This window comes from Priestia sp. ABM2_011, assembly GCF_056158845.1.
Genome location: NZ_JBSWUB010000001.1, coordinates 2,592,396 through 2,604,634 on the forward strand (window position 1 = coordinate 2,592,396; position 12,239 = coordinate 2,604,634).

Annotated in this window: 6 protein-coding genes and 1 other annotated feature; of the genes, 3 read left to right on the plus strand and 3 right to left on the minus strand. The window is 32.2% G+C overall.

All coding sequences use genetic code 11. The features are described 5' to 3' along the window. The first annotated feature begins 23 nt into the window (after positions 1 to 23). From dptF to dptH, 3 genes are read left to right on the plus strand one after another with little or no spacing between them, the layout of a single operon-like run. The gene (dptF, locus tag ACXAE4_RS14070) at positions 24 to 2,330 is read left to right on the plus strand and encodes a DNA phosphorothioation-dependent restriction protein DptF (protein WP_154990527.1); all 2,307 of its coding nucleotides are present in this window, start codon (positions 24 to 26) and stop codon (positions 2,328 to 2,330) included. A gap of 5 nt (positions 2,331 to 2,335) precedes the next feature. Then, positions 2,336 to 3,775, plus strand: coding sequence for a DNA phosphorothioation-dependent restriction protein DptG (gene dptG, locus ACXAE4_RS14075; RefSeq protein ID WP_154990529.1), 1,440 nt, complete (start codon positions 2,336 to 2,338; stop codon positions 3,773 to 3,775). Then, positions 3,756 to 9,035, plus strand: coding sequence for a DNA phosphorothioation-dependent restriction protein DptH (dptH, locus tag ACXAE4_RS14080; RefSeq protein WP_289577855.1), 5,280 nt, complete (start codon positions 3,756 to 3,758; stop codon positions 9,033 to 9,035). Before dptG ends, dptH begins: the two co-directional genes overlap by 20 nt. A gap of 27 nt (positions 9,036 to 9,062) precedes the next feature. On the opposite strand, the gene ACXAE4_RS14085 is transcribed toward dptH, so the two are convergent. From ACXAE4_RS14085 to ACXAE4_RS14095, 3 genes are read right to left on the minus strand one after another with little or no spacing between them, the layout of a single operon-like run. Further along, positions 9,063 to 9,431, minus strand: a complete 369-nt coding sequence (locus ACXAE4_RS14085; protein WP_154990532.1) for a hypothetical protein — start codon at positions 9,429 to 9,431, stop codon at positions 9,063 to 9,065. A 4-nt stretch (positions 9,432 to 9,435) separates the two neighbouring features. Continuing rightward, positions 9,436 to 11,451 (minus strand): DNA sulfur modification protein DndD, encoded by a 2,016-nt coding sequence (dndD, locus tag ACXAE4_RS14090; protein WP_154990534.1) that lies wholly within the window; start codon positions 11,449 to 11,451, stop codon positions 9,436 to 9,438. A 14-nt stretch (positions 11,452 to 11,465) separates the two neighbouring features. Then, entirely contained in the window at positions 11,466 to 11,651 is a 186-nt protein-coding gene (locus ACXAE4_RS14095) for a DNA modification system-associated small protein (RefSeq protein ID WP_033579252.1), read from the minus strand. A gap of 292 nt (positions 11,652 to 11,943) precedes the next feature. After that, positions 11,944 to 12,186 (plus strand) — a binding site (T-box leader). The last annotated feature ends 53 nt before the right edge of the window (positions 12,187 to 12,239 follow it).

A 12,239-nucleotide genomic window follows, 5' to 3' on the forward strand; every position in this document is an offset into this window, starting at 1 on the left:
TAGTAACCGGAGATGATTGACAAATGAGTTCCCAAGAGGTCTTTTTTTTAAGCTTCTTAGAAGATATAAATCCTGTAGCAGCTCAAAATGCCAAGAAGATGCAAGAATTAATATATGAAGATCCAAGTAGTTCAGTTGTAAAAGCTAGATTATTCGCTGAAGCAATTCTTAGTGAAGTATTTAAGCAGGAGAAAATACAAGAACCTTACGTCAATTCTTTGTATGAAAAGATCTTGTACTTAACGAAAGAAGGGTATATTGAAAGAGATATTCAGAGATCATTCGATACAATTCGCTTGTCAGGCAATAAAGCTGCTCATGATGGCCAATTTAATGACATTACAGAAGCTTTTAAACTACATAGAGAAATGTACAAAATTGGAGTTTGGTTTTATGAGGTGTATTCATTAGAACAATTAAAAGTGCCTTTATACGAGAATCCTAAACCTCCTCAACAAGAAAACATTGAAGATATTGTAAAGAAACAAATTATGAGCCTTTTTGGTCCTGAAGGATTAAAGATGGCGCAAAAAGAAGAATTATCAGGAGTAGAAGAACCCCTCTTAGTAAATGACCCTGTGTCTTCTCAAGAAGAAGATAACTCTACCTCTTCAATTTTAAATAAAGATTTAGAGCCAGGACAGAGCTACTTAGTAAGAGAGCTAAAGAGATTAAAAGATTCGTCGCAAGAAGCAATCGAGAATGCAAATAATTTTAGCATCTTTAAGGACTATATGCACGTAGATCGCAATATTCAATTGGATTTAGAAAATATATTAGAACGTAATGAAAGTAGAGAAACAGGCAATTTAATTTTGTTATGTGGTAGTGTAGGGGACGGAAAGTCTCACTTACTAGCATATCTTAAAGAAAAGAAGCCAGATTTAATAAAAGATTATACAATTTTTAATGATGCTACTGAAAGCTTTTCGCCTAATAAAGATGCAATGGAGACTTTGGAAGAAGCATTGAATAGCTTTTCAGATCAAAAAATTGAACACTCGACGCAAAAAGTAATACTAGCAATTAATATGGGAGTGTTACACAACTTTATTAATACAAAACACAAAGAATATTCCTATGAGACATTAAGGGAGTTTGTGGATAATAGTGAGTTGTTTTCTCAAAATGTAACTACTTACTTCAGCAATGAGAATTTCGATTTACTAAGCTTTGGTGATTACCATTCGTATGAATTAACTGAAAAAGGGCCCAATTCGACTTTTTATTCTTCTTTAATAAGAAAAATTTGCGATTCTTCAGATGAAAATCCGTTTTATTTAGCACTAGAAGAAGATAAAAAAAATGGGCTTCATAACATGGTTCACAAAAACTATGAGTTTTTACAAAATAAATTTGTTCAAGAACAAATTGTACAATTAGTTATTCAGACAATCGTTAGAAAAAAACTAGTTATCTCAGCTCGAGCTTTCCTGAATTTTATCGCTGATATCTTAATTCCAGATAACATTCAAAACATAGAACTGATGTCTGAATTTGACGTTTTAGAATTCTCTTTACCGAACCTTCTATTTAATCGAAAAGAGCGTTCTATAATTCTTCAATCTCTAAGTCAATTAGACCCTATTCACCGTCGCTCTGTGTTTATTGATCAGTTAGTAGTAGAGCTTAATACCTTAAATGATTGGGATACTCTAATTGAAAATTATGTTTATGCTGAAACATCGAAAGGCTGGTTTAAACCTTTTATATCTAAAGATAATTTAACGGACTATTCTTTTAATTTGTTTTTTGAAACGTTTATTAGAGTTACGTTTTTAACAAATGAAAAATTTGCCGCTAATATTGCTGATCAAAGCTATTCGAAATTCCTTAGAAGCCTTTATTATTTTAACGTGGGAGATATGAGAAAAATAAAAGGGTTTTATGGGGAGATTGAAACAGCTATTTTTAAATGGAAAGGTAGTCCAATGAAAGGCTATATATATTTAGATAAACCTTCTGAAAAGTACCGTCTAGCACAAAAGCTAGAATTGAATCCTTCTATTAGTCATTTAAAGCCGAATAAAGGAGAGGTAATCGAATCTTTTAAGTCCTTTATTACACTTGCTTATAACGATAATGATGAAAAAAATAATATCTTCTTAGATATTGATTTTCCATTGTATCAGTTGTTAACGAAAGTCCAAGATGGATACTGTCCAAACAAAAAGAATGAAGAAGATGCAATAAAGTTTGTTGAATTTATTGAAAAGCTTATGGCGTTTGGAATGAAGAAAAAGGAAATGCTTGTTCATTTCCCTCAGGATAATAAATTTTATACAATCAAGCGTGATACTTTTGGTTCATTTGTATTTGAAAGGGAGTAAGTAAAATGGTTCAAACCTTGGAAAGAGAGTATTTAAATCATCTCTTCGAAACCAAAAAAAAGCATGATACTGGTAACGTGCTAGATGTGTTACCTTTTTTGTCTAAAAGAACAAAAGAAATTAGAGGACAATTTAATAAAGTTCTTGGAGAATATATACGAAATATTTGTGAGATAAAGCTAAGCAATAAGGCCTTTAAAGATAAGGAATTTGTGACGTCTGCAGAAAGTAATGAGTTAAGTGAACATATTGCAAGTAATGTAGATTATAACAATGAAGATGATTCCCATGATTTTGTGCGATTTTTAGATCAATATCTATTTAATCAGGAAGATATTAAACCTATTCATCCGTTTTTATTTAATTATATAGAAATCGAAAAGAAATTGAAAAATGAATTTGGAAAATATGGTCAGTTTATGAGCGAAACTTTTGTTAAAGATAATCCTGAAATTAAGGCTATTTTCAATAATAAAGAGTCAGAAGATATATTAACGGAGTTAATTCTTGATAAGTTGAATGGAGTAGAAGAATCTTCAAAGAATCCCCAAAATCAGGCGAAAAATAAAACAGTTAAACAATATCAGCCTCTTTTAGGTGAGTTTACACGTATTTACCAAGAGGATATCTTGTATCTAAGTAAATATAAGGATTATTTTTTAACTTCATTTCCTTTATTAACACATTATTATGTGTTTATGTATGCGTGTCAATTAATTGTGAAATTCGAGCAATTTACCACTGCTGATATGGAAATGGTGCAACCTCTTTATTTCGCGTTAGAATGGGAATCTATGAGTAGAAGAAGAAAAGCTACTGGTGAGTTAGAGGGTTTTAAATATGTAAAAGAAAAATCTATTAATCTATTTCCTCATATTCATACTATTTCTCAACTTAGTCATAATTCACTGAATAATGTGGAAGAGCATGATGACATACTTGAGTTCATTCCATATCGTAAACTTTACGATCTAATAGAGAGTAAAGGTGAGGAGTATGAAGCTGCTTTTTTAAGCGAAGTTAATCAATGGATCAAGGACTATCTAGAATTAAGAAAGCTTCCGTCTCATGAGAATAAAGCTGCTCAAAGCCTTCCAGAAGCTTTTCAATTACTGTTTAATTGCGTAAAAGAAGGTATAAGCACAGATGTTGCTAAGAAGTTCGGTGAAAACATAGGTGATTTAGGTGCTAACCAATTTTTAAAGACCCGAGGAAGTTATGGACAGGTATTTAATATTAAGCATGATTTTCTACTTTTGTTAACAGCTGTTTCGGTAAAAGATAAAAGAATTCCTTTAAATGATTTGTTTAAAGAACTAGAAAAAAGAGGAGTAGCATTTGACCGTTACTCTAAAAAAGAGATTATAAGCTTATTTGATGACCTTAACATTTTGGATAAAAAAAGTGATAGTGGAGATGCACAATATGTCAAACCAATTTTATAATTATATTTCTACGCTCTTAGTAGAATATTTTAAAAAAGCAGGAATTAAAAAAGGAGATCGGTTTTACTTACAACTAGATAGTGGAACGGATGTTTTTCACTTAGTTGAAGCGCTGAAAATACTAGAAGGAACTAAACCTTTTAGATATAAACATGAGTTGGGAGAGGAATATGAAACATTTTCTATTCCTTTCCATGAAATTAACTTAGTAGTAGCATATACTTCAAAAGACGTTAAGCCTGATTTTCTTGTTACATTAAGGAACTTAGTTGGAGAGCAAAAAGGAGTTTGGGAAAACTCCGCTTTAATTAGCATTGTTTCTGAGCAATTAGATTCCATTCAAGGTGGAAGTAGTGATTTACAAAAAGAAGGAATGCCTTTACATCCAGCTTCGTTATTTAATAATTTGAGAAATGAGATTGAAAATAGAAGTTTGGAAAAAGTTGATCAAATTATTTTATTAGACAATCTAAATAACTTAGTGAAAGAACAATCTTTTCAACAAATCACTTTTTTCGAGTTTGAGGATATTTTTGCTACTTTACAAAAAGGTTCTATCGATGACACGGATTACCATAAATTTGGACTTTTTAAAGATGCTGACCTAGATAAATTTAATGGCAAAGAACAAAGAGATCGTCTAAGAGAGAATAGAGATCTTTTTGATTATGTAAGAAAAGTGCATGATTTCGGTCTTAATAAAGAAGAATTAGAAAAACAATTTTCACCAGAAGGTGCCAACGAGCTAATTAAAGAAGAGTGGCGAGAATTACCGTTCTCTAGAGTCTATAAATTTAACGAAGATTATAGAAAACTTAATAAAAAGAAAAAAGTAGATTTAATAGGCTTAAAGGTTAACCATACGATTAAACCTTGGGATAAGCCGTATAAAGAATCCACTTCAGGTAAAAGAAAAAGACATATTATAATTTTTAATCCTGAAGGTAAAGAGGAAATTGAATTACAAGCTTCTTTTAGTTTAGAGGGTAACGTAAAAAGTTTAAGCTCTGAATTCCTTAAAGTGCCTAATGCTTTTTCTAAGAACCTCACAGTTGAAGTTAAGCAAACTAATATTTTTGCTAAAATAAAGCTTGAAAAGGATGCCACAACCTTCACGAGATTTTCTTACAAACATGACAACAAAGCAGCGTTAGGTGCAGAGTTTTTTATTGCTGTTTTACCAGTTGAGCCTATCTATTTAGATAGTTATAAGTCCAAATATTTAATTGATCCAAATGGTGGTCATATAGAGCTACAATTCGAAGAAGATGAATTGAGCTTTGGAGATAAAATAGATATACAGAAAGTAGAAGTAACAGAGGACAATCAAACAATTATTACCTCTCAAGATCAAAAATTGGTTGTTACTCCATTACCAGAGGCTTTTAATGATGAGGATGAATTAAGCCTTAATATAAAATTTGAAGAATCGCTTATTCCCCTCCTCTTAAAAAATGAATTGCCTGAGTCTATGCCGATTACTGGTCAACGAATTTGGAAGCTTATCAGGGAAACTGGTAAAGATATTCAATGGTTCAAAAAAAATAACCGTTTGGTTTTAGAGAACAGAGAATTTTACTTTCACTCTGAATATCGAGACTACTTCAAATGGGAAGATGAATGGGTTAAAAATGGGTTAAAGTATGCAACTCATGAATCGGACCGGCTGCTTAATAATAGAGAATTAAAACTGAGTGATGACTTAAGAGAAGCTTATAGTAGATTTTTAACATATTTTAAGATTCGAAAGTCAATTCCTAGTTTATGTACGGTTACTGATGATTACGAGAAGCGTGCAATCGATTATATAAAGGAATATCAGAAGGAAATCAACAAATTTGAAAATGGATCTCCCGCAGGACGTAAAGGAAGAGATTTATTTAAGTTAGGTACTATTCAATCAAATGGAATGTTATATTTTACGCCATTTCATCCAATAATGGTTGCATTTAAGCTGAAAATGTTTGAGTTATTGGATTCAGAAGAGCTAGATAACAGTATTTTAAATAGATTAAATCCAAATGGACTTATTCCATTTTTATATGATGAATCGGAAACATTGTTTAAGCCGGATTATCAACAAGCAGCTATGGAATGGTTGATGTTCAAACCGGTTAATAAAGTATCTGTTTCAGCTGCTAATCAGTATTTAGCTAAGGTTGTGAACGAAAAAATCACACAATTTAAAGAGCATTTCTCTTATTTGTTTATTAAGAAATCTCAAGCACCTCTTCAAATTAATGTAATTAATATTGTCAATGATAAAGAGGTTATTCGTGGAATATTACAGTGGATGATTAAAGAAATTGATAAAGAAGGTACTGAAAGCTTAAAACCGGTAGAAGTTACTCTTTATAAAGAAGAGCATATAGAGAGTTATTTTGATTTATATGCTAGAACTGAAACCATTGAGCAATTTGAATATCTTTTTGACATTAAACTTAAATCAAAAAATGTAGACTCGGATGATATCTTAAGAACAATAAGAGAAAAACTGTTCTTTTATAAGCAGGAACTTCAGGAAGAATTAAGATATGCTCATATCTCCTTTTATAAAATGCATGCTCAAGAGAACCATGCAGTACAGCCACTTAATGGCATGACGTCAGGGATTGCTATTGAAGGCCTTTACTCAAGCGTCCCGTCAATGAAGGATGAGGAGACCTATAGAAGTGGATTTGGCACAAAAGCATACAGTATCGATCCTCAAAATTACTTAACAAGCACAGCTTACTATTTAAATGAATTAGCGGCGAACTTGCGAAATGGCGGTAATGATAGTTATAGAAAAGGAGAAGCTATTTTTTCAAGAACAACTACAGCGGATGAGGAAACATTGAAAAAGATTTTTAAATCATCTTATTGGGTAACATTTGTAGATCCATTAATTGATTTGGAATTTTTTCATGATTATGAGGACGAGCTAGTTGTGATTCATTATAACGATCAATACTCTTCTTCAAGTCGATATGATGCTATAACTGTGACTGATAAAACAAACCAATATTATGCTGTAATTAAAGAGTTTCTTAAGCAAAAAGGTGTAGAAGGCACAGAGGAAAATGTCCTTGCTACAATTAAAGCTTTTAATACATTTAACGGTGAGTGGCTATTAAGGATCATAGGAAGTAAAGGTCATTATGATCGAGAAAAATTAAGTATTATTTCTGCTATCAAATATTCTGTATCTTATTTTGATCATCCAGATATTCTTTGGGTTCCTATTTCTCTCGAAGAGGTGTTAAGGGTTGCTGGAGCTGTTAGTTTGAATAAATCTGATGGGGTATTTACAGCTAAAAACCTTGGAGTTAAAGGAAGTCATAGCGATGATTTACTATTAATAGGTTTAGAAAATAGAGAAGGGGATATTTCACTTCATTTTTATCCTATTGAAGTCAAGATTGGAATAAATAAAGGAGAAGTATTAGAAAAAGCACGACACCAAGTTCAAAAAACAAACCAATTGTTTATTGAAACTTTAACTAAGCGAGCCGAAGATACATTTACGAGTAAGTTTTATCGTAACTTCTTTGCTCAGCTATTCATTTCTAATGCTCAAAAGCTGACACAAAGTGGTTTTTGGAAAGAGAAAGAATATAGTCTATCAGATGAAGTTATTGAAAAATTATTAAAAGATGATTACTTAGTGTCTAATAGTCTGAAAAATTATATAGGGAACAGCGCCATACTCTCATTCCAAAAAGATGCTTTTCATAGAAGCGCTCAATTAGAAGACGATGTCTTACTATTAAATCTCACGGAAAAAGATGGGTATGAGGGTCTAGTCTTTCCAATTAAAGAAATGCAGCATTGGATTCAGTTCGAATCAAGCGATTTTATTAAAGAAGATATGCTATCGTCTCGTTATAAACTAGAAGGGGAGCATAAATCTTCAATGGATAAAAGTGCTCAATCGGATGTCTTTCCAACGATAGAAAAAAGTAGCCCCCTTCAAGAACATGGGGACTATGCGGCTGTTAGTGAAAATTTAGGATCTTATGAAACCGAGAAAGCAGACACGGTAATTACTGAGAATCTTGATGAACATGAAAATTCTCTGTATAAAAAGGGCGCTCAGTCTAGGTATGAAGGGAAGTTATCTACGAATCCGACGGAAGAAATAACTAATTATCTTTCCTTAGAACAGGCAAGAATTAAGATTGGTAAAGCGGAAAATTCTAATCGAGAAATCTATTGGGAATATGGTAATAAAGGCCTTGCCAATAGACATTTATTAATTTCTGGTAAGTCAGGTCAAGGTAAAACTTATTTTATGCAATGTTTATTGTTAGAGAAAGCTAAGCTGGGAATTTCTAGTATTGTTATTGACTATACCGAAGGCTTTTTACCTAATCAATTAGAACCTGAGTTTGTGGACTATCTGGGACACAAATTAAAACAAAAAATTGTTTACAGTGAAAAACTTCCAATAAATCCATTTCAAAAGAATACTCGGGATATCGGAGGAATTCAGTTACCAGAATCCAACACTGATGTAGCAGAGCGAATTAAAAGTGTTTTTGCGGCTGTTTATAGTTCGTTAGGTATTCAACAACAAAATGCAATATACGAAGCGATTCTAAAAGGTTTAGAGCTTTATGATGAGCAAATGAGCTTAGTAAAGCTAAAAGAACTTCTTGAAGAGGATGGATCAAATTATGCTAAAACAGCACTATCACAGATTAGACCTTTGATTGATCGTAATCCATTCAGTAACGACAATGTGATTAACTGGAAAGATATTATTCATAGTGAGGGTGAGGTTTATGTAATTCAACTTACCGGGTTCCCTCGAGATGTTCAATTAATCATCACTGAATTTATCCTTTGGGATTTATGGAATTATTCTGTGAGGTACGGTAATAAGAATACGCCTATGCCCGTGATTATGGATGAAGCGCAGAATCTTGATCATACCGAAAAATCACCTTCTGCTAGAGTGCTGACAGAAGGAAGAAAATTTGGTTGGTCAGCATGGTATGCGACTCAATTCTTAAAATCACAGTTAGATGCTGATGAATTAGCAAGATTACAAAATTCATCTCAAAAAATTTATTTCTCACCTCCAGAGCAAGAATTATCGCACATTGCAGCTAGCTTATCTAAAGATAATCATGAGAAAAAGCATTGGGAACACAAATTAGCTTCATTAAGAAAAGGGCAATGTATTGTTCATGGTCCTATTCTAAAAGAAAACGGAGAACTATCTCATCCTACAGTGACAGTAGTAGATATTAGTCCATTATCAGAAAGAACGTAAAAAAAAACCACCTTTGAGGTGGTTTTTTTATATGATGCGTAATCTAAAATCTTCCATTGAAGTTTTATTTTCTAAATCGTCTTCTAACTTTCTTAATCCTTTTTCAATAAAGGCTAGCATATGTTTGTGTAAATCATCATCTGTTAGAGGTGTACTCACTTCATTAATAATTAGATGCTTAAATAATAGAAATTCCTTATCTTTAATAATATTATCCGGTATGGTCCACTTATTCTTTCCGGGAGAGTATTGCTCCGAAACTGGTCCTTCTGAAATTGAGATTCCTTTAGCTAGAGCTATTTTTACAGCCATAGGTCTTTCGCATTCTAAGGAATCTACAACTCTGTCTAATATTTGTTTTCCTTCCTCAGATAATAGCATTCTTCGATTAGACACTATATCACCCTTTTACAAAATTGAAATAACCGTCTCTGATAACAGTATATTTCTTATTTTCATCATAATCTAACATATATTGTTTATAAGAATTATTTTCCATTAACGTCACATATTCTTGTGTGATTTCTGTATCAGTAGAAAGAATAATAACTTGTTCACTTAGTTCTTTATAGTAATGATTAATTAAATGATTTCTATGATAACTATCAAGTCGTCCCAGCGGTGTATCAATAACCACAGGTAAAGATAAATCCGATGCTTTTGTCAAGGCCCATATTAGGGCAGAAGCAATCATCTGCATTTCACCCGCTGATCTGTCTTGAATACTAATTTCCTGCATACGATCATTATAAAGGCGAATAGTATACGTATTAATGTCAAATTCTATTTTTCCAAATTCATCTTGTTTTCTAAATAATCGATGTAACATAGTTGAGAATTCTTCTTTAATATATGTTGCTTTCATAGTTATAAGTTCTGAAACATATTGTTCCATTCCTTTAATTATACGCTCTACATGGATGTAGCGTCTTTGCACTTCTTCTAAGTTTTCATCTTGGTTGGATAGTCTACTAAGACTATTTAATAGCTTAGTTTTTTCTTCCAAAGCATTATTTAATCTACGGTTTAAAGCTTTAAATTTAGTGTTGATTTCTCCTGATTTTTCGACTAAAAGATCAATTCTTTCATTTTCTTCTTCGATATTTACTGCTTCTGGTGCATTACGGATATCCGATTCTAATTTATCTAATTCTTGCTGTAACTTTTCGATTTTATTAATTAACTCTACTACTGGATTTTTATCTTTAATAGCAAGATTCATTAAATAACTATAATCATTATTCGATATATCATGTATTTCTTGAAAGTCAGAAGGTACAGTTTGTTGTATATCATTTTCCTTAATCCAGATTTCTTGACCAATGTTTTTTATTTGTTCTAGTTGGTCTTCCGTTAAAGCTGGAGTAATACTTTTGTTAAGTAATTGATCAATGAAACGTCGGTAAGGAGATAAAGAAGCATTTTGTAGCACCTTTTTATGGTGAATTTCATTTTCTGCTTTAAGCTGCTTTTTTAACTTAAGGATTTTATCACGTAAAAGAATATTTACTATGTTCTCTTGAAGAAAATCATCAAGTTGTTTGACACACAGGTCAAGTTGGGTGGCTACGCGAGCTTGGTTTTTTACGATGACTTCGCGAGATTTTGAGTTTTGTGAAATTTTCGCATTGCGTTTCTCGTGAGCCTCACTGATCAGTTTTTTATATCGTTGAATATCGGTTAGAAATTTTTGTTTCTTATTTTCTAGTATTGTGATTGTGCCTTCCAATTCTTCGGCTTCTCTTTGGACATTATTAAGTTTCGTTCGACTGACGGATTTAGCTAATTTATTTTCAAGAGATGCTTTAAGAGAGCGGAGGTCAATTAATAGATGTTTGTAAGCCTCCATGCCCGTTATTTTTTGAATAGCTTCTTTCATTTCATCACTATTTTGTCTTAGAATAATATCCTTAATTTCCTCTCCATCAAAAATAAAGAAAGGTGCAGCATGATAAGGAATAATTCTATCTATGAATTTATTAAATACCTCGATGTTATCAATACGCGCACGCTTTGGAATGCTTGAACCTTGTTTTTTAACCTCAAGCTCTCTTTCTTCATGCCCCATTCTTTTAGATTGATCAAAATACCATTTAACTTTCAAATTCCATTCTTCACCGGAATCTGTTTCTAAAATTAAAGAAATAGAGCATTCACGTCCACCTTCATTAAAGAAGGAATTATTGATAGTATTAGAAAACAATCTTTTATATTCTACCTGAGAAATTCCTCGTTGGCCGAATAAAATATAAAGAATAGCCTTAAGTATAGTAGTTTTACCGGCTCCATTTAGTCCGCCTAGTAGAATAATATTTTGACTTTTTTCCTTCCGGACTTTTTCCGGTATGTAGAGGTCAATCTCCTGCAGACCATAGTAGGTTTTATAATTGTCGAAAATCAACTTTTTAAGTAACATTAAACCTCACCTTATTAATTATTTTTAGTATGAAAATCGATTAAATCTTGATATTCTTTAGTTCTCACACTTTGACTAACATTTTCATAGGATAATTTTTCTGCTGAACGAATTAATTGGCTAGCTAACTTTAAAGGAATATCATTTTGTTTACAAACCCTTGCTAGTAGCTCAAGCTCTCTTCTTTTAACTTCTTTCATGGAAACCACCTTTGTTTAATATAAAATAACAATTAAAACAGTTATCATTAAAATCTTATCATAATAATTTAGCTTATAATACTACTAAAAAGTAAATATTAGTGACTATTTTATTATATTTGGTATCTAAGGATATTAAATCAAGAGGAGAAAATGGTTATATTGTATGAACCTCCCAATGAGTAAATATGGCATATACTGATCTATGCAATGAAACATTATTCAGAAAATAGAGTCACCTTTTATTGATATTCCCTTCCAAAACGCATACAATAGCCACTAATAAAAGCACACAAATTCGTTGAAGAGAATCAGTACGCTGCAAGTTTGTTCCACAGAGAACCGGTGATAGCTGAAAGCCGGTGTTCAAGCTGCAGGGGAATATCCTCTCTGAGAAGTCAAACTGAACCTATAAGTAAGTTTGAACGGTGGTCTACTGTTAAAAAGAACGCGTATGATTGTACGTTGCTGAGTGCTATTGATGAACGGATTAATAGAAGGCAGGGTGGTACCGCGGTTGAAACCCGTCCCTATGACTAGGGATGGGTTTCTTTGTGTACTTTTAACTTTAAAAGGAGTGGTATCACA

Coding starts and splice junctions, on each gene's coding strand:
- dptF (WP_154990527.1), top strand. CDS start 24: ATGAGTTCCCAAGAGGTCTTTTTTTTAAGCTTCTTAGAAGATATAAAT.
- dptG (WP_154990529.1), top strand. CDS start 2,336: ATGGTTCAAACCTTGGAAAGAGAGTATTTAAATCATCTCTTCGAAACC.
- dptH (WP_289577855.1), top strand. CDS start 3,756: ATGTCAAACCAATTTTATAATTATATTTCTACGCTCTTAGTAGAATAT.
- dndD (WP_154990534.1), bottom strand. CDS start 11,451: ATGTTACTTAAAAAGTTGATTTTCGACAATTATAAAACCTACTATGGT.
- ACXAE4_RS14095 (WP_033579252.1), bottom strand. CDS start 11,651: ATGAAAGAAGTTAAAAGAAGAGAGCTTGAGCTACTAGCAAGGGTTTGT.